Raw genomic sequence first — 24,409 nt, forward strand, 5'->3', positions numbered from 1 at the left:
CCGCGCGCAGCGGGCTTTCCGTGGCACTGAACGGTGTCAGGCTTTCTGCGGAGCCAGTGCTCCGGAGCTGGCGGCTTTCCTGGCGTGGGCGCGATTGATGTAGACCTTCATCGCGATCGACACGATCAGGGCGAAGGCAAAGACACCCGCAAATACCTGCATCATCGCGGCGTAGCTGCCCGTCTGCTCGCGCAGGAAGGACGCGAAGCTCGAGCCGATCATGCCGGCCATGGCCCAGGCTGTCAGCACGTAGCCGTGGATGGCCGAGATTTGCTTGGTGCCGAAGAGATCGCCGATGTAGGCCGGCAGGGTGGAGAAACCCCCACCGTAGCAGCTCATGATCGCGTACAGCACCACCTGGAAGATCAGCACGGCGGACAGGGTTGGCAGCAGCCAGAAGGCCAGGATCTGGAAGGCGAAAAAGGCGATGTAGGTGTTCGGGCGGCCCAGATAGTCGGAGGCCGAGGCCCAGCCAATACGGCCCAGACCGTTGAACACGCCGATCAGGCCGACGATTGCGCCCGCAGCGATGGCGCTCATGCCGGTCACCTCCTGTGCCAGGGGCGACGCCACCGAGATCACTGCGATCCCGCAGGTGATGTTGATGAACATCATGATCCACAGGCCGTAGAAGGGCTTGGTGCGCACCGCTTCGTTGGCGGTGATGTTGGAAAGATCTTCCTTGATCTTCTTGCCGGCCACTGCGCCGCTCCAGCCAGCAGGCTTCCAGTCCTTGGGCGGTGGCTCAAGGTAGCGGGCTGAGGCGATCATCACGACCAGGTACACCGAGCCCATGATGAAGAAGGTGGTGGAGACGCCCACGTTCTCGATCAGCTTGGCCATGATCGGTGCAGCGATCATCGAGGCGAAACCGAAGCCCATGATGGCCATACCGGTGGCCAGACCGCGACGGTCCGGGAACCACTTCACCAGCGTCGAAACAGGTGTGACATAACCGGTGCCCAGGCCCATGCCGCCGATCACGCCGTAGCAGAGGTAGAGCAGCCACAGGTTGCCGATCTTGGTGGCCACCCCGGCGCCGAGCAGGCCTACGCCCCAGAGGATTGCGGAGACGGTGCCTGACACGCGCGGGCCGCGCTTCTCGACGAAGTGGCCCATCACCGCGGCCGACATGCCGAGGAAGAAGATCGCGATGCCAAAGGTTAGGTTGGCTTCCTTCAGGCTCCAGCCGAAGGCCGCTTGCAGGGGTTTGGAGAACACGCTCCAGGAGTAGGCCGAGCCGATGCAAATATGGATGCCGACTGCGGCCAGTGCGATGAGCCACCGGTTCTTCATGGGATACCTCTGAAATGAATTCTGCAAATGCAGCGAGCAAAGTCTCATCCAGGCGGGTGGGCCGCAGTTTGATGGCAATCAAACTAGCCAGAAGCTAATTTAATGAGCCCATTAATATTTCTGTTCAACAAACGGCCGCGTATTGATGCGCTGCAGGGCCAGCGAGCGTGCCGGCTCCGGTATTTGGGCGGCGCTCAGGATTTTCCGGTGAGGCTGAAGCACACCGTATTGCCGCCCGCCTTGCGGGCTTGTTGCATGGCGCGCTGGGCACTGTTGAGCAGGGTTTCGGCACTGCGTGCATGCTGCGGGAAGAGGGCGGCGCCGATGCTCACGGTGATGCTGATGTGGCGATTGTTGATCACGAAGTCCTGGCTCAGGGCTGCGTGCAGTTTGTGGGTGACGAGGTGGGCATCCTCATCGCTGGCAAGGGTGGACAGCAGCAGGGTGAAGTCGTCCGAGCCGAAGTGGGAGACGGTGTCCGAGTCGCGTACGGTGCTGCTGAGGCGCTCGGCAATCTCGCGCAGCAGCTTGTTGCCCACGGCCTGACCGAAGTTCTCATTCACGCTCTTGAAGTTGTCCACATCCACGCACAGCAGGGCGAGGGTTTCGCGTTTGCGTTTGGCCATGCGCAGGGCCTGCTGAAGGCGATCGAAGAACAGGGTGCGATTGGGCAGGCCGGTCTGCGCGTCGACCTGGGCCATGCCTTGCAGGCGTTCGCTGGCCGTCTTGCGTTCGGTGATGTCGCTCATGGTGCCGATCATGCGTGCGGCCGCACCGGTAAAAGTGCGCGCTACGACCATGCCGCGCGCGGCCACCCAGTGCCACTGGCCGTCTTCGCCCTGCATGCGGTGCTCGCTGAGATACTGACTGCTCTTGCCATCCAGGCAGGCCTGCATGGCAGCGCGTTCCTGACTTTCGTCCTCCGGGTGGATGATGGCTTTGGCGGCTTGCCCGGCGGATACGCCGAGGATTTCGTCGCAGCGCGGCGAGAAGCTGATCTGGCCGCTCTTCAGATCCCAGTCCCATACCCCGTCGCCGGAGCCTTCGAGGGCGAAGCGCCAGCGTTCTTCGGCTTCCTGCAATGCGTCCTGAAGGCGCTCGACCTCATTGCTGCTGCGACGCTTGCCCGCCGACAAGTGCATGCAGAGATAGAACAGCAGGGCCGCCAGTACGACGCCGAGCAAGGCAACCGGCTTGGCTGGATCACCCCCGATATGGCTGTTGAAGGCGGGCAGGGCGTGGATGTGCAGCGGCCAGATACGCTCGCCAAGGCGCAGTTCGCCGCTGTAGCTCAGATCCGGAGCGACAGCTACCGGAGCGCTGCTGCCGGAGGCTGGGGAGAGGCGGGTTTCGGCACTGTCCTGAGCTCCGTCGGTGATCAGCAGTTCGAGATCGTCGGCCTTCTGGCCAAGCGTTTCATGCAGCCATTCGCGCATCGAGAAGGCTGCGACCAGCCAGGCCTGCAGATGGGTGCGGCGCTCCGCAACGCTGAGCGCAGGCTCGCCCGGAGTAAATAGGGGGCTGGCGATGATGAAGCCGGGCTTGAACTCGCTGCCGTCCGCCCGGAGGGTGAGGTTCCCCGAGAGGCTGGGGCTGCCGGCATCGCGGGCTAGGGTCAGGATGCGTTGCTGCTCAGGGTCGGCAAACAGATCCTGGCCGAGCTGTGTGAGACGGGCGCCCTGAGCGTTTAGGGCGAGGCTGACCGGGGCGTAGAGCGGGCGCTCGCCGGCGGGGCTGATATCGAAACTGCTGCCGGTTTTCTGGCGCTGGCTGATGAGAAAATTGTCACGCTGCTCAAGGGTCACCAGCGGGCTGATGCTGAGGCTCTCGAGCCCGTTGAGGCCGGCTGTTGGCAGTTGCGGGGCGAGAAAGCTTGCCAGGGTGTTGCCGTTGCCGCTGGCGTAGTGGGCCTGGGCGCTGCGCAGCAGGTGGGCGCTCCGATCAAGCTGCTGCTGGAGCAGGCTTTGCGTTTCATTGGCAAGATGGCTGAACGTGGCTTCGCGGCGGGCCAGATAGTCGCCGTGCAGCTGGTGCCAGGCAAAGCCGGTAAACACCAGAGTGAGCAGACTGGCAACTGCAGGCAGGGCAAAGCTGCGGAAATGGAGCATGGCGTGTCTCGTGTGGATAAGCCCTGAATGCCGGCGGCGGCCTGCACAGATATCGAGCCTGATCTTGAATTGAGAAAATAACAAAACTGTTAAAAATGCGCTTGGCAGTCTGTCACACCGGGTTGCCGTTTGTTTGCGTTGCGCCTTGCGAGGCTACACTTCGGTCAGCTGCCTCGCAGCCGGTTGTAGCCCAGAACTTAGCCTGTTCCGCACTCTTCGGGAGTCTCCATGCCCTTGTCGCTGTCAAAGCCTTTTCTGTTCCGCCAGCAAGCCCTGATTGGTGGCCTTTGGTGTCAGGCGGATTCGGGCATGCTGCAGCCGATTTACAACCCGGCCAGCGGCGATTTGCTGGGGCACGTGCCGCACATGGGCGCCGAGGAAGCGCGGCGTGCCATCGCGGCTGCCGTCGAAGCCCAGAAGGCCTGGGCCAGGCGAACGGGCCACGAGCGCGCGCGCGTGCTGCGGCGCTGGTTCGAACTGGTCCTGCAGCACCAGGAGGACTTGGCTCGCCTGCTTACCCTTGAGCAAGGCCGTCCGCTAGCCGAGGCCCGGGGTGAGATTGCCTATGGTGCAAGTTTCATCGAGTGGTTTGCCGAAGAGGCCAAGCGCAGCTATGGCGATGTGATTCCCTCACCGCAGGCGGACAAGCGTCTGGTGGTGATCCGTCAGCCTGTGGGCGTGGTGGCGGCAATCACGCCCTGGAACTTCCCGAATGCGATGATCACGCGCAAGGCGGCACCAGCGCTTGCGGCGGGCTGTGCTGTGGTCCTCAAGCCCGCGCCGCAAACGCCTTTCTCGGCCCTGGCACTAGCCGCGCTGGCCGTCGAGGCCGGCGTGCCGGCCGGAGTGCTGAATGTCGTGACCGGCGATGCTGCGGCCATTGGCGAAGCCCTCACCGCCAGCCCGCAAGTGGCCAAGCTGAGTTTTACCGGCTCGACCGCTGTCGGGCGCAAGCTGCTCGCCCAGTGTGCGAATACGGTCAAGCGCGTGTCGCTGGAGCTGGGCGGCAATGCACCGTTCATCGTGTTCGAGGATGCCGATCTGGACGCCGCCGTGGAGGGCTGCATCGCGTCCAAGTTTCGTAATAGTGGTCAGACCTGCGTGTGCGCCAACCGCATTTACGTGCAGGACGGCGTCTATGAAACCTTCGCTCGCAAGCTGGCCGATGCTGTGCGCAAGTTGCGCGTGGGCAACGGGCTGGAGGAGGGCGTGAGCTTGGGGCCGCTGATCGATCAGCGCGCCGTGCATAAAGTTGAGGTGCATGTGGCTGATGCGTTGGCGCAGGGAGCTCAACTGGTTCAGGGCGGTACGCGTCACGCGCTTGGGCACGGCTTTTTCGAGCCGACGGTGCTGGTCGAGGTCACCCAGGCCATGCGCATCGCGCAAGAAGAAACCTTTGGTCCGGTGGCAGCATAGTTCCGCTTCCAGAGCGAGCGTGCCTTGCTGGAGATGGCCAACGCCACCGAGTATGGTCTGGCGGCCTACTTTTACAGCCGCGATCAGGCGCGCTGCTGGCGGGTGGCCGAGGCGCTGGAGTGCGGCATGGTGGGCATCAATACCGGGTTGATTACCAATGAGGCGGTGCCCTTCGGGGGCGTCAAGCAGTCCGGTCTTGGCAGGGAAGGCTCGCGCTATGGCCTCGATGAGTACCTTGAGCTCAAGTATCTGTGTTTTGGCGGCCAGGGCTGAGTAAGCCGGAGGTTGAACTTGCTGCGACGCAGCGTTTTGGGTTTCGTTGCGGCGGCGTGACTATTTCGTCACAGGTCTTGGAGAATTTTGTGTCTTTGATGTTGTTACCGGTTGCAAAGGAATTCTGATATCGGTAACACTTCCATGGTCGCGGTCACATAAATGCCGCGTGGGCATGTCAGAACATGCCTGACAGGTTTGTCGGCAACGAGCGGCAGCCGCACCATAAAAATGGAAGTGAAGGAGATACAAGATGGCAGTAACAAGGAATATCAGCAGCCTGCTGGCTGTGCTGATGGCCGCAGGCTTGGCCGCGTGCGGCGGCGGTGGCAGCAGCGATTCTTCCAGCAGCACTGCAGCAAGCAGCAGCGCCAGCTCGGCGGCCACCAGCAGCGCCAGAAGCTCGGCAGCTGCCAGCGCTACGAGCGCCATCAGTTCTGCAGCCGCCAGCGCCGCTAGTTCCACGGCCGCTAGTTCGGTTGCAGCCAGCAGCACGGCAGCCAGCTCCAGCTCCAGCTCCAGCGCTGCGCTGGTGCCTGCTGCAGGCGCCAGCTCCATCCATGTGGACACGCGCTTGCAGATCACTTTCGACACCGTTCCCTCGCTAGGGGGCAGCGGTCTGATCAAGGTCTACAAAGCAAGTGATGACACGCTGGTGGATACGATTAGTCTGAACGTGTTTTCTACCGGTAGCACTATTGCCCCTCAATACACCGCAGCTACGCTGACCGCCAACAACACCCAGACGGCTATTCCGACGGCCAATACAGAGATCGACAGGCTTGGCTACGGTGCGGGGACTGCGCTGACACAATGGCGCTGGATCTTCTATCGCCCAGTCTCAATCTCTGGCAAGACCGCGACAATTCGACTCCATGATGGCGTGTTAAGCCCGTCCACTGCGTACTACGTGCAGATCGAGAATGGTGTGCTGAGTGGTACCTACAAAGGGTCCGCCTTCGGCGGGATTTCAGACAAGACAACATGGAGCTTCACCACACGTACTGCGCCGACCTCATCCAGTAACGTGACGGTCGACGATGACGGTACTACGGCCGATTTTCGGACCGTGCAGGGTGCAATCAACTGGGTCACCAGCAAGTGTGGCAGTGCTGGCAGCGATAGCAGTTGTACCGACATCAGCGTCGCCAAGAGCATCCTGGTGAAGAACGGTACTTATGACGGCGAACTGTTTGTCCGCAATATTAATAATCTGGTTATTCAGGGCGAGAGCCGTGCAGGAGTGCTGGTGCGCTCCGAAAACTTTGACCAGTACAACCCGGGTACTGGTGGTAGCGTGAATGCTTCTGCATATGGAACGCTGACCTATGCTGCAACGGGTGGCAACCGGACGCGTCTGAACGGTGGTCGTTCCGTACTGCTGGTCGAGGGGGCTGATTTGCTCAAGCTCACCAACTTCACCCTGCAGAACACCCATGTGAAGAACGCTTGGGAGGGCAACACGATTACGATTGGCAACAACAACCAGGCAGAAACGATCTACTTCAACAGTGGGTCACTGTCTGGTGGGCGTCTGATTGCTACGTATATGAACTTCTATAGCACTCAGGACACGATCCAGACCAAGGGCTGGGCATGGTTCTACCAGTCGTTGATCAAGGGTGATGTGGACTTCGTATGGGGCGCTGCGTATGCCATCCTATTGGAAGAGAGCGAACTGCGCACGGTGGTTGATACAACCAATACCACACTGGGTGGATATGTGACCGAGTCGCGCATGGCGTATGGCTTCCCGGGCATTGTTGTGCTCAACAGCTCGCTGACCCGTGAAGCCGGAGTGCCGGATGGCGCAACCTATCTGTCGAGGCAGGCAAGCAATTTCTCGAGTGGCTACTGCAGCACGGCCACCACGACAGGGTCGTTGGCTAACGCTAACTATGGCTGCAATAACGTGGCCTATATCAACACCAAGATGGATAGCCATATCGCAACGGTCGGCTGGCTGGCTTCCAATGAGCCCCCGCTTGCAGCCAGCAGCACTACTGGCTACCGCGAAAGTGGCATTACCAATCTGAGCGGCACTGCACTTGATCTGAGTGGCCGTCTTACAACTTACGCTTCAACTGGCAAGGTGTTTGCCAGCACGACGGCTGATCTCTCAGGCTTGACTACTCGCAAAAATGTTTTTGCGCAGTGGAATGGCAACGCAGGCTGGGCCCCGGAGCCGTAATCAAGCTTTGGTATTCAGGCAGGCACGGCCGGGGGAACCCGGCCGTTTTTCTTTGGAGGCTCGCCATCGCCGGCTAAAATGCGCCGGAACGTTTCTCGCCCCGGAAAGAACTGCATGCAAAAAATCACGCTTACCCGCCCTGACGACTGGCACCTGCACCTGCGCGATGGTGCTTCCTTGCACGTCACCGTGGCGGATGCCGCGCAGCGCTTCGGCCGCGCCATCATCATGCCCAACCTGCGCCCGCCGGTCACCACCGTGGAGCAGGCGGCCGCCTACCGCGCACGCATCCTCGCCGCTGTACCGGCCGGGCTCAAGTTCGAGCCTCTGATGACGTTGTACCTGACAGACAACACCTCACCCGATGAGATCGCTCGTGCCAAAGCCTCCGGCTTCATCCATGCGGTGAAGCTGTACCCGGCCGGCGCCACGACCAATTCGGATGCCGGGGTGACGTCGATCGAGAAAGTCACCGGCGTGCTCGAGCGCATGGAAGAACTCGGTCTGGCTCTCTGTGTGCATGGCGAGGTGACCCATGGTGACGTGGATGTTTTTGATCGCGAGTCTGTTTTTATTGACCGCGTGCTGGCTCCGCTGGCGCAACGCTTCCCGCGTCTGCGTACGGTGTTCGAACACATCACGACGCGCGAGGCGGCGCAGTATGTGAGCAGCGCCGGTGAGCATGTGGCCGCCACGATCACGGCCCACCACCTGCTGATGAACCGCAACGCAATCTTTGCCGGCGGTATCCGCCCGCATCACTATTGCCTGCCGGTACTCAAGCGCGAAGTGCATCGTCAGGCGCTGCTTGAGGCGGCGATTTCGGACAACCCGCGATTCTTCCTCGGCACGGATTCTGCACCGCACGCCAAGAGCACCAAGGAAGCCGCTTGTGGCTGTGCCGGTTGCTATACCGAGCATGCTGGCATCGAGTTGTATGCCGAAGCTTTCGAGTCTGCCGGGGCGCTGGACAGGTTGGAGGCGTTTGCGAGTTTTAACGGGCCGGACTGGTATGGCCTGCCGAGAAATGCCGACACGATCACGCTGGCCAGAGAAGCTTGGAGTGTGCCGGCGACGATGGATTATTTGCCGGGCGATCCGCTGGTGCCGCTGCGTGCGGGCGAGACGGTGGCCTGGCGTCTGGTGTGAGGAGATTAGGATGAAGAGGCTGTCCTTCCTGTTGTTGCCTGCCGCGATGTTGCTGACGGGCTGCGAGAACAATGCGGCCTCTTATTCGATCGACGAGAGCAAGAACCATTCGATCAGCCTGGTGCGCGAGCAGAATCTGCCCTGGTTCGGTGAGGTGCATCAGCGCTTCGTCATTGCACGTTTTCCCGAGTGTCAACGTCGTTACGACATTGCAGCGACCGGCACCGGGATGGCCAAGCTTGATCTATACGAAGTTGCGCCACGCCTGTATGCCGCTCAGCAGGGCAAGGCTTGGTATGCACTGGGAACCGAGCAGTGCGTGGTCCAGACCTTCAAGCCGGAGGACCGGCCGACCAGCCCACCCGGCAGGCTGGTCGGCAGTTTCGTCAAGAAAGAAGGGGCTCTGGTCTTCGAGCCGGCCGTGCCCTGAGGGGCGGCTCCCGGCGCCGTCTTTGTGATCCATTCGGCTTGCGGCCGACAGGTGCCTGCTGCCGATCATTTCCCGCGCACCGGGGTTCTGCCAGGCCCGGCCCCGTATTCCTTTCGTGGTGAGTGGAGGCGGTTAGTCGGCTTCGCATCTTCCGCTCTGGCCTACGTGGTGACGCGGATTGCCTCTTGCAGGTGAGTAGCGGAAACTTCCGGCTTACTCCAACCGGGTTTAACGCTTTGCCCGCCGATGCTTTCTCCCTGCCGCAGCTCTTCGGCTATGCCACTTTTGTGCTGGGCATGGTTAGTTTCTCCCGCAAGCACGATCATCAGTTCCGCAAGTGGCTGACCCTGCAGAACTTTGTTTACGCTGTGCACTTCATCCTCATGGGTAACGTGGCTGCCACGGCAGGCATGCTACTGTCGATTGCGCGCAATCTATTGTCGATGCGCACCCGCTCCCTGTGGGTGGCGGGAGTGCTGTTGGCAGCCAACTTCGTGCTGGCCTTCTTCGTGGTGAAGAGCGCCTGGAATGTATTCCCGCTGCTGGCTGCTGCGGTGGCCACCATTTCGATGTTCCGCTTCAGCGGGCTGCAACTGCGCTACGGCATGCTCGGCGCGACCCTGCTGTGGCTGGTCAATAACATCCTGATGGGCTCGATCGGCGGTACGGCGATGGAGCTCATGATTACCGCGATCAGCTGTTCGACGATCTGGCGCCTGCGCCGCGAGCAGCCACCTGCCTGAGATTCAGGACGAGATGAAAGGCTGGGTGTCGAGCTTCCACTTGGCCGGGTCTTCGTGACCGACGATGCGGTCGGCGCCGCCACAGCCCATCGGGCGCGACAGATCCAGATCGTAAGGTTCGACGCGGTGGCCAGTCTTGGCGTTGAAAATGACCTTCAGGCGGGGCTGCAGCAGGTTGGTGTCGTTCTGCTCCAGCACCACACCGAGACGGCCTGATTCAAGCTTGACTAAGGCGCCCACCGGATAGATACCGACACAGCGGATGAAGGCCTGGACCAGTTTCGGATCGAAGTGGAAGGCACTCCATTCGTGCAGCTTGCGCAGTGCGTCGGTGGCCGTAATGCCGCGGTGGTAACAGCGATCCGCCGTGATTGCGTCGTAAACATCGACAATCGATGACATGCGCACCAGTTGGGGGATCTGTTCGGGTTTGAGCTTGTCCGGATAGCCGTTGCCGTCCATGCGCTCATGATGATGCAGGGTGATGTCCAGCGGGATCGGGCCGATTTCGGGCGATTTGAGCAGGATTTCGTAGCCGTCACGCGGGTGGCGCTTGATCAGCTCGAACTCATCATCCGTGAGTTTGCCTGGCTTGTTCAGCACTTCATCGGGCACCAGTGCCTTGCCGGTGTCGTGCAGCAGGCCGCCCATACCGGCGAGGCGGGTGGTTTCGGCGTCCAGATTCATGGTGCGGCAGAAGGCTACGAGCAGGGCGCACACGCTCACGCAGTGCAGGAAGGTGTAGTCGTCCTTGTTCTTGATGGTGAGCAGACCGAGGATGGCGCCGCTGTTGCGCAGGATGGACTCGGTAATGTTCTCCACCACGTGATCGACCTGCTCGACCTCTACTGCGCGGCCCAGGCGGGCATCTGCCATCACGTTGCGCACCAGCGCCTGGGCGCGCCCCTTGATGGCGTAGGCGCGCTGGATTTCCTCATCGCGCGTGGCGTGGATGATCACGGGCTGTTCGGCCGTTACCAGCGCGATCAACTCTTCCTGCAGGCTGTCCCGTACCTCTTCCTCGGTTGGCGCATCTGGTACATCAAGGCCTTTATCGGTGTCGATATAGACATAGTGGATACCGGAGTCGAGCACCTTCTCGATCTGAGCGTCGCTGGCGAGCTTGAACTGGTTCTTCAGGAACGGATGGCTCAGCCAGTCGCAATCCAGTTCGTGGATGAACATGCCGACTCGGAGTTCCTGGCTTGGAATTTTCTTGATCATGCCGACTGACCTTGTGCGGAATTTTCTGTGCTCCTCGTACTAACGGCTCGGCGGAGCGGAAATGAAGTCCCGGAAAATCCGGCGTTTGCCGCCCCGCCCCGTATAATCACGGCGGGAAGTTCGTCAGGCAGTCGCTGTGTGCTTCGGCGCATGGAGGAAAGTCCGGGCCCCGCAGGGCAGGATGCCGGCTAACGGCCGGGCGCCGTGAGGCGACGGAAAGTGCAACAGAAAACATACCGCCGATGGCTCCGCAAGGAGATCAGGCAAGGTTGAAATGGTGTCAAGCCGAGCGTGAGCGAGGTTTGGCGCATTGCGCAAGCAGTGCGGGGTAAGAGCCCACCGCAGTTCCTGGTAACAGGGCTGGCTAGGTAAACCCCATCCGGGGCAAGGCCAAATAGGGGGGCGTTGATGTGGCCCGCAGAGCCCCCGGGTAGGCTGCTAGAGCGGCACGGTAACGTGTCGCCCAGAGGAATGACTGCCCCGTCGGCGCAAGCCGGCGCGACAGAACCCGGCTTATCGACGAACTTCCCCCTCCGTTTCTCCTCGCGCAACGCACCCTTTGCGCAGCCCCTCTCCTTTTGTTCTTGTCTGCCAAGGCCTTGGCTTGTTTGCTGCCCTGAGGCTTGTTGTCCTCCGTTTGGCGCTGCCGGCCGCCGCACCCGCCGCCTGTCCGCAAGTCCTTGTTCGCGCGCCGCTTTTCCCTGGCGAGCGAGCTTGACCGCGCTTTTCTTTCCAACTAGAGTGGAGCGAAGTGGGATAAAAGGGATAAAAGTGGGTTGATGTGGCGCTTGGCTTGTGCGCCGGCCTGCTCCCTGTTCCGGGGTCAATGAGGGGGATGGATGTCTTTCCAGGGTGCTTCAGTGCTCAGTCTCGATGCGAAGGGTCGCTTAGGCGTTCCGGCGCGGCATCGTGACGCGCTGATGGCGCGCTGTGGCGGCAACCTGGTCCTCACCACGCATCCGCATGGTTGTCTGCTGGTTTATCCGGCGCCGGACTGGGAGCCGATTCGCGACCAGATCCTGGCCATTCCGAGCATGAATGTGGCCGCAGCCAACCTGCGCCGCCTGCTGGTCGGCAATGCGCTGGATGAATCCATGGATGCCAGCGGCCGGGTGCTGGTAGCGCCCGAGTTGCGGGCCTGGGCTCAGCTGGACAAGCAGGTTCGCCTGATGGGGCTGGGTACCCATTTCGAGTTGTGGTCGGAAGCCGTCTGGCAGCAGAAGCAGGCCGAGGCGGCTGCGCAGTTCGCGAGCGGCGAGTTGCCGCCCGGATTTGAAAACCTCGTGCTGTGAGCGGCGAGTTCAGTCACATCACCGTCCTTCTGAATGAGGCGGTTGAGGCATTGGCGATCCGCCCGGACGGGGTGTACGTGGATGCGACCTTCGGACGGGGCGGGCACAGCGGGCGAATTCTGGCTGCACTGGGGGCGGCGGGGCGGCTGATTGCGTTTGATCGAGATCCGCGCGCCATCGAGGCGGGCAGGGCGCTGAATGATCCGCGTCTGACGCTGGTGCATGAGCCTTTCTCGGCCTTTGCCGGGGAGCTGGATGCGCTGGGGGTCGGGGCGGTGGATGGGGTGTTGATGGACCTGGGGGTGTCGTCACCGCAACTGGATGACGCGAGCCGGGGCATGAGTTTCAGGTTTGATGCGCCGCTGGACATGCGCATGGATCCGACGCGGGGTGAAACCGCAGCGGAGTGGCTGGCCCGCGCGAGCGTGGCCGAGATCTCCAATGTATTGAGGGAGTACGGAGATGAGCGGTTTGCTTACGCGATTGCAAAGGCGATTGACGCTGCTAGGCAGGGGGGCAATGTTGCTACCACAGGACAGCTTGCCGAGATCGTTGCGGCGACCGTCCGCACGCGCGAGCCGGGGCAGCACCCGGCGACGCGCACCTTCCAGGCTCTACGGATTTGCGTTAACCGCGAACTTGAAGAGCTGTCGCTGATCCTGCCGCAGGCGGTGTCACGCTTGAAAACTGAGGGGAGACTGGTGGTGATTGCCTTCCATTCGCTGGAAGACCGCATCGTGAAGCGCTTCATGCGCGATCACGCGAAGCCGCCTGCGCTGCCGAAAGGCTTGCCGATTCGCGAAGCCGAACGTCCGCAGCCGCCCTTGTTGCTGGTTGGCGATGCGATCAAACCTTCGAAGGCGGAAGTGGCCGCCAATCCACGTTCGCGCAGCGCCATCATGCGGGTGGCTGCGCGCAGTGCGTCGGCTTGGGAGTACGCGGGATGATCCGTTTTACCGCGTTCCTGATGATTGCTGTCGTGGCCAGTTCGCTCGGTGTAGTGGCCTCGCAGCACAGCTCGCGCAAGCTGGTCACCGCCATCGAGCGCGAGCAGGTGCGCACTCGCAATCTTGAAGTGGAATGGACTCAGCTCGATATCGAGCAGCAGGCTGTAGCCGCATTGCCTACCGTCGAGCGCTTCGCCCGTAGCACCTTGCGCATGCAGGCTCCCGTCAGGGATGCCGAGATCACGCTGGACCCGGCAGGAGGCGGGCGCGGATGAAGCACACACACAGTTTCAATCACAACCCCTTGCTGTCGAAGCGCCTGCCAGAGTGGCGCGCCCGTTTGGTGCTGATCGCCCTGCTCAGCGGCTCGGTGGTGCTCGGCGCACGTGCCATGTATCTGCAAGGGGTGAACAAGGAATTTCTGCAGCGCAAGGGTGAGTCGCGTTACGCCCGTACGCTGGAGCTCTCTGCCAACCGCGGCAAGGTGGTGGATCGCAATGGCGATACCTTGGCCACCAGCACCCCGGTCAAATCCATTGCAGTTATTCCTGACATGGCGCAGCTGGGCGCGGGCGAGGTGGCTCAGCTCGGCAAGATCCTTGATCTGAACCTGACGGACATCAATCGCAAACTCGCCAGCGGCAAGGACTACGTATTCCTGTCGCGCGCCGTAGCACCAGACGTAGCCGACCGTGTGATGGCACTCAAGCTGCCCGGCGTGCAGGCGCAGGACGAGTACCGTCGCTATTACCCGACTGGCGAGATGGCCGCACATCTGGTGGGCTTCACCAACGTGGATGACCGTGGGCAGGAGGGCGTGGAGCTGGCCTTCAATGACATGCTGACCGGCAAGCCGGGCTCGCGCCGGGTGATCAAGGACCGTCGCGGCCAGATCGTGGAAGACGTGGAAACCATCCGTCGTCCTCAGGATGGCGGCAACCTGCAGCTGGCCATCGACGCCAAGATCCAGTATCTGGCCTATAGCGCGCTCAAGCAGGCTGTGCAACAACACAAGGCCAAAGCCGGCTCCGCCGTGGTGCTGGATGCCAGGACCGGCGAAGTGCTGGCGCTGGTGAACAACCCGACCTACAACCCGAACAATCGGGTGAAACTCTCGGGCGAGCAGCTGCGCAATCGGGTGATGACGGACAGCTTCGAGCCGGGTTCGACGATGAAGCCTTTTGTGGCCGCAATGGCACTCGAATCCAATCGCTTCCGCGCCGATACCATGATCGATACGCTCGGCGGCAAGATGACCATTGATGGCGCCACGATTAGCGATTCACATTCGCATGGCATGCTGAGTGTGGCCCAGGTCATCCAGAAGTCCTCGAATATCGGCTCGGCGCGCATGGCCTTGGCCTTTCCGGCGCAGCACATGTGGGAGCTGTACGACGATCTGGGCTTTGGCAAGCCGCTCAAGCTGGGTTTTCCCGGTGAGGTGGGCGGCCGCTTGCGGCCCTGGAAAAGCTGGCGCCCGATCGAGCAGGCCACCATGGCCTATGGTCATGGCGTATCGGTAACGCTGATGCAACTGGCGCACGGTTACATGGCTTTCGCGCGCGATGGCGAGCTGATTCCGCTCTCCCTGACCCGGGTGGATGCTCCGCCACTTCATGGACAGCGAGTATTCAGCCCTGAGGTGGCAAGACAGGTGCGAGCCATGATGGAAAGCGTCACCCAATCTGGTGGCACTGCGCCACTTGCGGCTGTGCCGGGCTACCGCGCTGCGGGCAAGACCGGTACTGCGTACAAGCTTGAAAACGGCCGCTATACCAAGAAATACCTGGCGTCCTTCGTCGGCCTGGTGCCGGCTTCCGAGCCGCGTCTGATCGTGGCGGTGGCGATTGACGAGCCGAGTGTGGGGGGGCACTACGGCGGCGATGTGGCAGCACCTGTGTTCTCGCAGATTTCCGCTGGCGCCTTGCGTACGCTCGGGGTGCGTCCGGATGCGCCGATCACGCCGCAGCAGGTGGCGCAGCAGCAACTCGGCAAGAGCCGGGAGGCCATGTGACCAGTCCTCTGGCCGGCGCCATCATGGCCCTGCTTGCAGCCAGCGGTTGCCAGCCGAAACGGGTGAGTGCCGACTCGCGCAAGATCCAGCCTGGTGATGTGTTCCTGGCGTATCCCGGGCATGCCAGCGATGGTCGCCAATACATCGCCGCTGCTGTTGAGCGTGGCGCCGCAGCGGTGCTGTGGGAGCGTGAAAATTTCGAATGGGATCCGGCCATTGCCGTCCCCAATCTGCCCGTTGATCGTCTGCGCCACATGGCTAGCGACATTGCCGACGAGGTTTTCGGAAGACCCTCCGAAGCCCTGTGGATGGTGGGCGTGAGTGGCACCAACGGCAAGACTTCGGTCTCGCAGTGGATTGCCCGCGCAATGGGCGGGCTGGGGCGCAAGTGTGCGGTGATTGGCACACTGGGCTCGGGTTTTCCCGGGCGTCTGGTACAGACCGGCAACACCACCCCGGATGCCATCGTGCTGCAGGAAGACTTGGCTCGTTTCCGTTCCGAAGGGGCTGAGGCGATTGCCATGGAGGTCTCGTCGATCGGTCTTGATCAGGGGCGGGTGGCAGGCTGTCGCATGGATGTGGCGGTCTTCACGAACCTGACCCGTGATCATCTCGACTACCACCACACCATGGAGGCCTATGCGGCCGCCAAGGCCAAGCTTTTCGACATGCCTGGCCTCAAGGCCGCGATCCTGAACTTTGATGATCTGATGGGGGTGATGCTGGCGCGCCGGCTGGCCGCCGCCGGCGTTGTTCAGGTGACCGGCTACAGCGTGATTCCGGACAACACCAGTGCCGCGCCCGCACAGCACATGCTGGTAGCAGAAAAACTGCGCACCACGCAGACGGGAATGCGTTTTACCGTGAGCTACGATGGCCAGCGCGCCGAGGTGAGCGTGGGCTTGGTCGGCCAATTCAATGTCTCCAATCTGCTGGCGGTGATCGGAGTTCTGCTGCACTCCGGTTACAGTTTTGAGCAGGCCATTGCGGCCAGCCGTGAGCTCACACCCCCGGAGGGCCGCATGCAGACCCTGGGCGGCATTGGCGAACCGCTGGTGGTGGTGGATTACGCCCATACGCCTGATGCGCTGGAGCAGGCGCTCCATGCGCTGGCCCACACTGTGGATTCACGGCAGGGCCAACTGTGCTGTGTGTTCGGATGTGGCGGTGATCGTGATTCTGGCAAGCGCGCTCTGATGGGCGAGGTGGCTGCCCGCCTTGCCATGAAGGTCGTCATTACCAGCGACAACCCGCGCAGCGAGGATCCGCACACCATCATCCGCCAGGTTGCCGAGGGCGCGCCACAGGCGCAATGCATCAGTGATCGAGCTGAAGCCATCCGCAGCGCGGTGATGGCGGCGCATGCCAATGACGTGATCCTGATTGCCGGCAAGGGGCATGAGGATTATCAGGAAGTGGCCGGCAAAAAACACCATTTCAGCGACGCGGAGCATGCCAGTGCAGCCCTGACTGCCTGGTCACGGGAGGCACGCGCATGATGCATCTGCAGGAAGCAGCTCTTGCTATCGGTGGCCGTTGCAGCGGTGGCGATCCGCTGTTCTCGGCCGTCAGCACGGATACCCGCGCAGATCTGGGGGGGAAACTCTTCATTGCGTTGCGTGGCGAGCGTTTCGACGCCCACGATTTTCTCGCTCAGGCCGCCGCGCAGGGGGCGGTGGCAGCACTCGTCGATGAGCGTAGCGATCTGGTGGCGCCGGCGGGGCTGCCGCTGCTGCGGGTGGCTGATACCCGCCTTGCGTTAGGTGCCTTGGCGGCGCACTGGCGTAACAAGTTTGTGCTTCCGCTGATCGGTGTGACCGGCAGCAACGGCAAGACCACGGTCAAGGAAATGTGCGCCGCGATTCTGCGTGCCTGGCTTGGCGGGGACGCCGTGCTGGCGACCGAAGGCAACCTGAATAATGACATTGGCTTGCCGCAGATGTTGTTGCGCCTTTCAGCCAGCCATCGGGCGGCCGTGATCGAAATGGGCATGAACCACCCGGGCGAGATCGCCTATCTGGCCGGGCTGGCGAAGCCGAGCGTGGCGATCGTGACCAACGCCCAGCGCGCACATCTGGCGGGTATGGGGGGGCTGCTCGCGGTGGCCGAAGAGAAAGGGCAGATATTCGAGGCGCTGAGCCCGGAAGGGGTGGCTATCATCAATGCCGATGATGAGCACGCCGCTTACTGGCTTGAGCAGCACGGCGCAGCGAAGGTGCTGGGTTTTGGGCTGACGCAGCCCTGCGACGTGACCGCTAGTCTCGAAGCGCGTGCCTTCGGCAGTCTGTTGAAGCTGCAAACCCCGCAGGGGGAGGCGAGTTTTGAATTGCCGGTACCCGGTGTGCATAACGTGAGAAATGCGCTGGGCGCGATCGCGGCTTGCCTTGCCGCTGGCGCACCACTGGATGCCTGCGTGCGCGGCCTCTCCTGCTTCACTGGGGCCAAAGGCCGTCTGCAGCGCAAGGATGCACCGGCCGGCGCGATCTTGCTGGACGACACCTACAACGCCAATCCGGACTCGGTGCGTGCCGGCATCGACGTATTAGCGGCTACGCCCGGGGGCAAATTCCTGGTGCTCGGCGATATGGGTGAAATCGGCGAGATGAGTGCCCAGTATCACGATGAGATTGGCGGCTATGCCAAGAGTGCCGGCGTGGATCGCCTGTTCGCTCTGGGCGAGCAGAGCGCGCTAGCGGCCAATAATTTCGGCCCGGGGGCCGAGCATTTCACGAGCGTTGACGAACTGGCTGCGGCTCTGCGACCGCTGCTGGCGCCCGACGTGGTGGTGCTGGTGAAGGGTTCGCGCTTCATGCGCATGGAACGTGTGGTCGAGGCGCTGTGTTCGCCTCGAGAAAAGGACTGACAAGGGATGCTACTCAAACTTGCGCTCTGGCTCGGGCAGGATATCCGTGCTTTCAATGTGTTCGGCTACATCACGCTGCGCACGATGTTGGCGGCACTGACTGCACTGCTGATTTCCTTCATTTTCGGCCCGCCGCTGATCCGCTGGCTGGCGGCCAAGAAAATCGGCCAAGCCGTGCGTGATGATGGCCCCAAGAGCCATCTGACCAAGGCGGGTACGCCAACCATGGGCGGCGCCCTGATCCTGATTGCGATCGGCGTCACCACCTTGTTGTGGGGTGATCTTTCGAACAAGTACATCTGGGTCGTGCTGGTGGTGACGCTGGGCTTTGGCGCGGTGGGCTGGGTAGATGACTGGCGCAAGGTAGTGCATCGCGATCCGAAAGGACTGGCGAGCCGTTGGAAGTATTTCTGGACCTCAGCGATCGCACTGGGGGCCGCCGTGTTTCTCGCTTACAACGCCGAAACGCCAGCCCATACCGAGCTGATCGTGCCCTTCTTCAAGTCGGTGGCCTACCCGCTGGGCATTTTCGGTTTCATCGCGCTGACCTATTTCGTGATCAATGGCACCAGCCACGCGGTGAATCTCACCGACGGTCTCGATGGCCTGGCCATCATGCCGACCGTGATGGTGGCTGCCGCGCTGGCGATTTTCGCTTATGTGGCGGGTCACAAAGGTTTCTCTGCCTATCTCGGCGTGCCCTATATCCAGGGCGCGGGTGAGCTGGCGGTGTTCTGTGGCGCGATGGCCGGAGCTGGCCTGGGCTTCCTGTGGTTCAACGCCTACCCGGCCGATGTTTTCATGGGCGACGTCGGCGCACTGGCGCTCGGCGCTGCGCTGGGCACGGTGGCCGTGATCGTGCGTCAGGAAATCGTGCTCTTCATCATGGGCGGCCTGTTCGTCGCCGAGACGCTGTCAGTGATGTTGCAGGTGGCCTACTTCAAGTGGAGCGGCGGCAAGCGCATCTTCCGCATGGCACCACTGCATCACCACTACGAGCTGAGTGGCTGGAAGGAAACCCAGGTCGTGGTGCGTTTCTGGATCATCACCCTGATGCTTGTGTTGTTTGGCCTTTCAACCCTGAAACTGCGCTGAGATGAAACTGCAGGGTAACTATCTCGTACTGGGGCTGGGCGAATCCGGGCTGGCGATGGCACGCTGGCTCGTGCGCTGTGGTGCCCGTGTGCGGGTAGCTGATTCGCGCGCTACACCGCCTGGCGTCGATGCGCTGCGCTGTGATTGTCCGCAAGCTGAAATCCTCTGTGCGCCATTTGTGGAGAGCCTGCTCGAAGGCATCGATTGCCTCGCGTTGAGCCCGGGCCTGTCGGTCAATGAGCCGCTGGTGCTGGCCGCGCGTGCACGCGGCATCACGATCACGGGTGAGATCGAGCTCTTCATCGCGGCACTCGCAGCCCTCGGGGAGCGGCAGCGCTGCAAGCTGATTGCTATTACCGGTACCAATGGCAAGACCACCACCACCACGCTGGTGGGCGAGCTCGCTCGGGCAGCAGGGCGCGAGACCGCGGTAGCCGGCAATATTTCGCCCGCCGCGCTGGACGAGCTCATGCGCCGCCTCGACGCTGGCAAGTTGCCCGAGGTGTGGGTGCTGGAGCTCTCCAGCTTCCAGCTGGAAACCACCGCTGCGCTGAATGCCGATGCGGCGGCGGTGCTGAATGTCACGGATGATCACCTCGATCGCCATGGCGCCATGGCAGCTTATGCCGCAAGCAAGGCCGGCGTCTTCAACGGTCATGCGGTACAGGTGGTGAATCGCGAGGATCACTGGGCCAGCCGCATGTTGCGCGATGGCCATCGTCAGATTAGTTTCGGACTGGGCCAGCCTCCGGCAGGCGAGGACTTTGGCGTCATCAAGCATGCTGGCGAGCGCTGGCTGGCGAGAGGGCAAGAGCCGCTGATGCCGGCGGCTGACGTTCCCCTGGCGGGGGATCACAATCTTGCCAATGTGCTGGCCGCGCTGGCGCTTTGCGTGGCCATCGATCTGCCTTTGGCACCGTTGCTACTGACCGTGCAGAGCTTCAAGGGGTTATCGCACCGGGTTGAGCGGGTAGCCGGGCGTGAAGATGGTGTGGTGTTCTACGACGACTCCAAGGGAACCAATGTAGGCGCCACCCTGGCGGCACTGCAGGGCTTGGGACGCAAGGTGGTGCTGATTGCCGGCGGAGACGGCAAGGGCCAGGATTTCTCGCCGCTCACTGAGGCCTTGCGTCAGCACGCGCGCGCGGTGGTTTTGATCGGTCGCGACGCGACCCGCCTGGAGGAGGAAACGCGCGCCAGCGGTGCTGACTATGTGCATGCGGCAAGCATGGAGGAGGCGGTGCGGGTGGCAAATGCCAAAGCGGCGGCCGGCGATGCCGTGCTGCTCTCGCCGGCTTGCGCTAGCCTCGACATGTTCCGCAACTATGCGCATCGTGCTGAGGTCTTCATCACGGCGACACTGGCTTTGCCGGGGGTGAAGCCATGAGGAGCATGAGTCTGCGTGCCGGCTTCGGTCTCTTTGGCGAGCGCGGCCTGGGCGAGAACCGGCTCGGTGGCGTTGTGCGTCCGGCGGGCGAGCTCGATCCGTTGCTGTTCTGGTCCTCGGCCTTGTTGCTGTTGTTCGGCCTGGTGATGGTGTATTCCTCGTCGATTGCGTTTGCCGAGGGCAGTCGCCTGTCCGGGCATCAGGCGCACTTCTTCTTGCTGCGCCATTCGATCTTTTTGGTCATGGGCCTGGTAGCGGGAGCCATCGCCTTTCAGGTGCCGGTGCGCAGCCTGCAGAAACTGGCGCCCTGGCTGGCCGGTGTGGGGTTGCTGGGGTTGATTCTGGTGCTGATTCCGCACATCGGCCGCGAGGTGAATGGTGCGCGGCGCTGGATTCCGATGGGCTTTGCCAATATCCAGCCGTCCGAGCTGATGAAGCTTGCGGTCGCGCTGTATGCGGCGGATTACACGGCGCGCAAGCTGCCGGACATGAAGAGTTTCAAGCGCGCCTTCCTGCCGATGTTCGGCATGATCGTGATGGTGGGGGCTTTGCTTCTGCGTGAGCCAGACTTCGGCGCCTTCGTGGTGATCAGCTGCATTGCCTTCGGCGTCCTGTTTCTCGGTGGCCTGAACGCACGCATCTTTGCCTTGCTGCTCGTGCTGGCGCTGATCAGTTTTGTGTTGCTGATCTGGCTATCACCCTATCGGCGAGAGCGCCTGTTTGGCTTCTCCGACCCCTGGAAGGATGCCCTCGGCAGCGGTTATCAGCTCTCTCATGCGCTGATTGCTTTCGGGCGTGGCGAGTGGCTGGGCGTGGGCCTGGGGGGTAGCGTCGAAAAGCTCTTCTATCTGCCCGAGGCGCATACCGATTTCCTGCTCGCAGTGATTGCCGAGGAGCTTGGCTTCGCGGGTGTGCTGGTGGTCATCACCCTGTTCGCGATCCTTGTGCAGCGCGCCTTTGCAATTGCCCGCCGCGCCCATCAGCTTGAGCATCATTTTGCGGGCCTGGTCGCGCAAGGCATTGGTTTGTGGATCGGCGTGCAATCCTTTATCAACATGGGCGTAAACATGGGGGTGCTGCCGACCAAGGGCCTCACTCTGCCGCTGATGAGCTTTGGCGGCTCCGGCATCCTTGCTAACTGCCTGGCGCTGGCCATCCTCTTACGTATTGATTGGGAAAATCGTCAGCCGCCTCGCGCCAGCGGTCTTGGCAGTTTCGACATGGCCGCTGCGCACCGTGTAGCCAGCCCCTCACGTGAAGGGATGGCGCCATGAGTCGCATGCCGAAATTGCTGGTGATGGCTGGAGGGACTGGCGGACATATCTATCCAGGCATCGCGGTGGCCGAAGCGCTGCGCGCGCGCGGCTGGCAGATTGCCTGGATGGGGAATGAAGACCGCATGGAAGGCAAACTCGTGCCGCAGCGCGGATATGAACTGGCCTGGATCCGGTTCGGTGCCCTGCGGGGCAAGGGGCTGCTGGCGAAGCTGCTGCTCCCACTGAATCTGCTACGTGGTTTTTGGCAAGCCCTGCAGGCCATTCGACGGGTGAAGCCGGATGTGGTGCTGGGCATGGGCGGCTATGTGAGTTTCCCTGGCGGAATGATGGCGGCCCTGCTGGGCAAGCCTTTGGTCGTACATGAGCAGAATTCGGTGGCGGGGCTGGCTAATCGCGTGCTGGCCAGTGTTGCCGATCGAGTGGCGAGTGGTTTTCCTGATGTGATCCGGGGGGGGCACTGGCTTGGCAATCCGGTGCGTGTTGAGATCGCTGCAATCGCCGAGCCCACTTTGCGCTTTTCCGGGCGCACCGGGCCGCTGCGGATCCTGGTGGTTGGTGGGTCGCTGGGCGCCCAGGCGCTCAACACGGTCGTGCCGCAAGCGTTGGCCTTGTTGCCGCCGGGTGAGCGTCCGCTGATTACGCACCAGTCCGGCGCAAGTCAGATTGAGGCCTTGCGCGCTGCGTATGCTGCGGCGGGCATCGAGGGGGAATTGCTGCCCTTCATCGACAACATGGCCCAGCGTTATGCTGAGGCCGATCTGGTGATTTGCCGCTCCGGCGCGCTGACTGTGGCGGAACTTGCCGCAGCAGGGGTAGCCAGCGTGTTGGTGCCATTCCCGCATGCGGTGGATGACCATCAGACCGGCAACGCCCGTTTTCTTTCCGAGCGGGATGCCGCGATCCTGATGCCGCAGTCCGAACTGACGGCGCAAGGGTTGGCCGGCTGGCTGGCGCGGGTCAGCCGTGAGCGTTTGCTTGAAATGGCCCAGGCTGCGCGTTCTTGTGCGCGCCCGCAAGCTGCGGCCGAGGTAGCAGAGCTGTGTGCACATCTGTATCAGCATTGAGCCCGCGGGACGCGCACCTCTCTGGCAGGGTGGAAATCGTGTTTTCGCTGCAAAGCCAGACTGGCCGAGGGAGAGAGCCAGTCGGTGGCTGCGTCAAGAGGTGTCTTGAGGCTCGAAATTTGCGACACTGCGCCCCTCATTACGCGCGCGAGCGCGTCCCTTCCTTCGCTATTCCCACAGGCAGCTCCATGACCCGGATTTCCCGTGCCCGCACCGGAGTGCGCGCATGAAACACAAGATCAAACGCATCCATTTTGTAGGTATCGGCGGTGCCGGCATGAGCGGCATAGCCGAGGTGCTGGCCAATCTCGGCTATCAGGTCAGCGGTTCGGATCTCGCGCCGAGTGCCGCGACACGACGTCTGCAGTCTTGCGGCGTCAAGGTCAGCATTGGCCATGCCGCCGAAAATGTGGCGGACGCCCATGCGATTGTCGTGTCTACGGCAGTGAAGAGCGACAATCCCGAGGTGATCTGCGCGCGCAGCCGGCAGATCCCGGTTGTGCCACGCGCCCAGATGCTGGCCGAGCTGATGCGCATCAAGCAGGGAGTCGCGATTGCCGGGACTCACGGCAAGACGACAACCACCAGCCTGGTCGCAAGCGTGCTGGCTGAAGGTCAGCTCGATCCGACCTTCGTGATCGGTGGCCGGCTCAATGCTGCGAGCGCCAATGCCAAGCTTGGCACCGGTGATGTGCTGGTGGCCGAAGCGGACGAGTCTGATAAGTCCTTCCTGTTCCTGAGCCCGGTGATTTCGGTGATCACGAACATCGATGCCGACCACATGGACACCTATGGCCATGATTTCTCTCAGCTGCGCCAGGCTTTCGTCGACTTCCTGAACCGCCTGCCTTTCTACGGCGTGGCGGTGCTGTGCGTGGATGATCCGCATGTGCGCGAGATCATGCCCTTCGTGTCCAAGCAGATCGTGCGCTATGGTCTGGATCCTTCGGCGCATGTCCGTGCGGAGAATGTGCGTGCGGTGGGCAGCCAGATGCATTTCGACTGCGTGCGCCAGAATGGCGAGACCACCCGCATCCCGGTGGTGCTGAACCTGCCAGGCATGCATAACGTGCTCAATGCTCTGGCGACGATTGCCGTGGCAACCGAACTGGGCGTGTCAGACGAAGCCATCCAGAAAGGCCTGGCCGAATTTCGCGGCGTTGGGCGGCGGTTCGAGCGTTACGGTGAAGCCGCGTTGCCGGCCGGTGGTGTCTGCACGGTGATTGACGATTACGGCCACCACCCGGTCGAGATGGCGGCGACCATCGCAGCCGCGCGCGGCGCATTTCCCGACAAGCGTCTGCTGCTGGCTTTTCAGCCGCATCGCTACACCCGTACCCGTGATTGCTTCGAGGATTTCGTCAAGGTGCTCGGCACGGTTGATGCACTGGTCCTGGCCGAAGTCTATGCCGCTGGCGAAGCACCTATCGTGGCCGCCGATGGTCGCTCGCTGGCGCGCGCTCTGCGCGTGGCTGGCAAGACTGAGCCGGTCTTCGTGGAAGATATTGCCGACATGCCTGCCCGCATTCTTGAAGTGGCGCGGGATGGCGATGTAGTCATCACCATGGGCGCAGGCTCGATCGGCGCTGTGCCGGCGAAGCTGGTGGCCACGGATGCGTAACAAGGAAGCACTCGTGACA

18 protein-coding genes, 1 other RNA gene and 1 pseudogene are annotated in these 24,409 nt (G+C 62.2%); 17 read left to right on the forward strand and 3 right to left on the reverse strand.

The window, feature by feature from the left end:
• Nucleotides 1-36: 36 nt before the first annotated feature.
• The gene (locus tag Q3Y64_RS13710) at nucleotides 37-1,296 is read right to left on the reverse strand and encodes an OFA family MFS transporter (RefSeq protein ID WP_303562643.1); all 1,260 of its coding nucleotides are present in this window, start codon (nucleotides 1,294-1,296) and stop codon (nucleotides 37-39) included.
• Nucleotides 1,297-1,490: 194 nt separating this feature from the next.
• Nucleotides 1,491-3,404 carry a GGDEF domain-containing protein gene (locus Q3Y64_RS13715; RefSeq protein ID WP_303562645.1) on the reverse strand — a complete coding sequence of 638 codons (1,914 nt, stop codon included), beginning with the start codon at nucleotides 3,402-3,404 and terminating at the stop codon, nucleotides 1,491-1,493.
• Between the two features lie 228 nt (nucleotides 3,405-3,632).
• On the opposite strand from Q3Y64_RS13715, the pseudogene Q3Y64_RS13720 reads away from it, so the two are divergent.
• The 5 genes and pseudogenes from Q3Y64_RS13720 to Q3Y64_RS13740 all read left to right on the forward strand — a co-directional run bounded on the left by Q3Y64_RS13720 (nucleotide 3,633) and on the right by Q3Y64_RS13740 (nucleotide 9,606).
• Nucleotides 3,633-5,093 (forward strand): annotated as a pseudogene (locus tag Q3Y64_RS13720) (NAD-dependent succinate-semialdehyde dehydrogenase).
• 253 nt (nucleotides 5,094-5,346) lie between these two features.
• The gene (locus Q3Y64_RS13725) at nucleotides 5,347-7,284 is read left to right on the forward strand and encodes an Ig-like domain-containing protein (protein ID WP_303562647.1); all 1,938 of its coding nucleotides are present in this window, start codon (nucleotides 5,347-5,349) and stop codon (nucleotides 7,282-7,284) included.
• 114 nt (nucleotides 7,285-7,398) lie between these two features.
• Entirely contained in the window at nucleotides 7,399-8,433 is a 1,035-nt protein-coding gene (pyrC, locus tag Q3Y64_RS13730) for a dihydroorotase (protein ID WP_303562651.1), read from the forward strand.
• Between the two features lie 10 nt (nucleotides 8,434-8,443).
• Nucleotides 8,444-8,863 carry a hypothetical protein gene (locus Q3Y64_RS13735; RefSeq protein WP_101944327.1) on the forward strand — a complete coding sequence of 140 codons (420 nt, stop codon included), beginning with the start codon at nucleotides 8,444-8,446 and terminating at the stop codon, nucleotides 8,861-8,863.
• Between the two features lie 236 nt (nucleotides 8,864-9,099).
• Nucleotides 9,100-9,606, forward strand: a complete 507-nt coding sequence (locus tag Q3Y64_RS13740) for a YgjV family protein (protein WP_303562654.1) — start codon at nucleotides 9,100-9,102, stop codon at nucleotides 9,604-9,606.
• A gap of 3 nt (nucleotides 9,607-9,609) precedes the next feature.
• On the opposite strand, the gene Q3Y64_RS13745 is transcribed toward Q3Y64_RS13740, so the two are convergent.
• A complete protein-coding gene (locus Q3Y64_RS13745) occupies nucleotides 9,610-10,830 on the reverse strand; it encodes an HD-GYP domain-containing protein (protein WP_303562656.1) in 1,221 nt (406 codons plus the stop codon).
• 115 nt (nucleotides 10,831-10,945) lie between these two features.
• Here Q3Y64_RS13745 and rnpB point away from each other — a divergent pair.
• The 12 genes from rnpB to murC all read left to right on the forward strand — a co-directional run bounded on the left by rnpB (nucleotide 10,946) and on the right by murC (nucleotide 24,390).
• Nucleotides 10,946-11,362: RNase P RNA component class A (gene rnpB, locus Q3Y64_RS13750), an RNA gene on the forward strand.
• A gap of 307 nt (nucleotides 11,363-11,669) precedes the next feature.
• Entirely contained in the window at nucleotides 11,670-12,122 is a 453-nt protein-coding gene (gene mraZ / locus Q3Y64_RS13755; RefSeq protein ID WP_101944330.1) for a division/cell wall cluster transcriptional repressor MraZ, read from the forward strand.
• The gene (rsmH, locus tag Q3Y64_RS13760; protein WP_101944331.1) at nucleotides 12,119-13,069 is read left to right on the forward strand and encodes a 16S rRNA (cytosine(1402)-N(4))-methyltransferase RsmH; all 951 of its coding nucleotides are present in this window, start codon (nucleotides 12,119-12,121) and stop codon (nucleotides 13,067-13,069) included. Before mraZ ends, rsmH begins: the two co-directional genes overlap by 4 nt.
• A complete protein-coding gene (gene ftsL / locus Q3Y64_RS13765; protein ID WP_101944332.1) occupies nucleotides 13,066-13,344 on the forward strand; it encodes a cell division protein FtsL in 279 nt (92 codons plus the stop codon). Before rsmH ends, ftsL begins: the two co-directional genes overlap by 4 nt.
• Complete coding sequence (locus Q3Y64_RS13770; RefSeq protein WP_101944333.1) at nucleotides 13,341-15,083, forward strand: penicillin-binding protein 2; 1,743 nt, start codon at nucleotides 13,341-13,343, stop codon at nucleotides 15,081-15,083. The genes ftsL and Q3Y64_RS13770 overlap by 4 nt, the downstream gene beginning before the upstream one ends.
• Complete coding sequence (locus tag Q3Y64_RS13775; RefSeq protein WP_303562662.1) at nucleotides 15,080-16,582, forward strand: UDP-N-acetylmuramoyl-L-alanyl-D-glutamate--2,6-diaminopimelate ligase; 1,503 nt, start codon at nucleotides 15,080-15,082, stop codon at nucleotides 16,580-16,582. The genes Q3Y64_RS13770 and Q3Y64_RS13775 overlap by 4 nt, the downstream gene beginning before the upstream one ends.
• Nucleotides 16,579-17,946: a UDP-N-acetylmuramoyl-tripeptide--D-alanyl-D-alanine ligase gene (gene murF, locus Q3Y64_RS13780; RefSeq protein ID WP_303562664.1), complete on the forward strand. Its 1,368-nt coding sequence runs from the start codon at nucleotides 16,579-16,581 to the stop codon at nucleotides 17,944-17,946. Before Q3Y64_RS13775 ends, murF begins: the two co-directional genes overlap by 4 nt.
• Before the next feature lie 6 nt (nucleotides 17,947-17,952).
• Nucleotides 17,953-19,041: a phospho-N-acetylmuramoyl-pentapeptide-transferase gene (gene mraY, locus Q3Y64_RS13785; protein WP_303562666.1), complete on the forward strand. Its 1,089-nt coding sequence runs from the start codon at nucleotides 17,953-17,955 to the stop codon at nucleotides 19,039-19,041.
• Between the two features lies 1 nt (nucleotide 19,042).
• Nucleotides 19,043-20,428, forward strand: a complete 1,386-nt coding sequence (gene murD, locus Q3Y64_RS13790; protein WP_101944337.1) for a UDP-N-acetylmuramoyl-L-alanine--D-glutamate ligase — start codon at nucleotides 19,043-19,045, stop codon at nucleotides 20,426-20,428.
• 5 nt (nucleotides 20,429-20,433) lie between these two features.
• Complete coding sequence (gene ftsW, locus Q3Y64_RS13795) at nucleotides 20,434-21,702, forward strand: putative lipid II flippase FtsW (protein ID WP_101944338.1); 1,269 nt, start codon at nucleotides 20,434-20,436, stop codon at nucleotides 21,700-21,702.
• A gap of 5 nt (nucleotides 21,703-21,707) precedes the next feature.
• Complete coding sequence (gene murG / locus Q3Y64_RS13800; RefSeq protein WP_303562933.1) at nucleotides 21,708-22,769, forward strand: undecaprenyldiphospho-muramoylpentapeptide beta-N-acetylglucosaminyltransferase; 1,062 nt, start codon at nucleotides 21,708-21,710, stop codon at nucleotides 22,767-22,769.
• Nucleotides 22,770-22,995: 226 nt separating this feature from the next.
• Nucleotides 22,996-24,390, forward strand: a complete 1,395-nt coding sequence (murC, locus tag Q3Y64_RS13805; protein ID WP_303562670.1) for a UDP-N-acetylmuramate--L-alanine ligase — start codon at nucleotides 22,996-22,998, stop codon at nucleotides 24,388-24,390.
• Nucleotides 24,391-24,409 lie beyond the last annotated feature (19 nt).

The organism is Uliginosibacterium sp. 31-12 (assembly GCF_030548425.1).
Taxonomy (GTDB): Bacteria; Pseudomonadota; Gammaproteobacteria; order Burkholderiales; family Rhodocyclaceae; genus Uliginosibacterium; species Uliginosibacterium aquaticum.